At 41.7% G+C, this 319-nt stretch carries 1 rRNA gene; it reads right to left on the reverse strand.

Annotated features, from left to right (window positions below):
- Positions 1–192: 192 nt before the first annotated feature.
- A 5S ribosomal RNA gene (gene rrf, locus LJC66_RS27540) occupies positions 193–308 on the reverse strand.
- Between the last annotated feature and the right edge of the window lie 11 nt (positions 309–319).

The following is a 319-nucleotide window of genomic DNA, read 5'->3' on the forward strand; positions in this document are numbered from 1 at the left end:
ATCCTGAGCCAGGATCAAACTCTCCGAAGAAATGTTTGACTTGCTCAATTAAAAAATAAAATTTAACGTTGACGTTTGTCGCTTTGTTCAGTTTTCAAAGTTCAACCGCCGCTCTTAAGCGACTTTACTATCTTATCAAGTTATTAACGTAATGTCAACAACTTTTTTAAAAGAAAAGAGAGATCTTTTCCAGCCTGGCAACGTCCTACTCTCACAGGGACAAAGTCCCAACTACCATTGGCGCTAAAGAGCTTAACTTCCGTGTTCGGTATGGGAACGGGTGTGACCTCTTCGCTATCGCCACCAGACAAGAGATTGC

It is taken from the genome of Priestia sp. TSO9, assembly GCF_021029645.1.
Lineage (GTDB): Bacteria > Bacillota > Bacilli > Bacillales > Bacillaceae_H > Priestia > Priestia megaterium_E.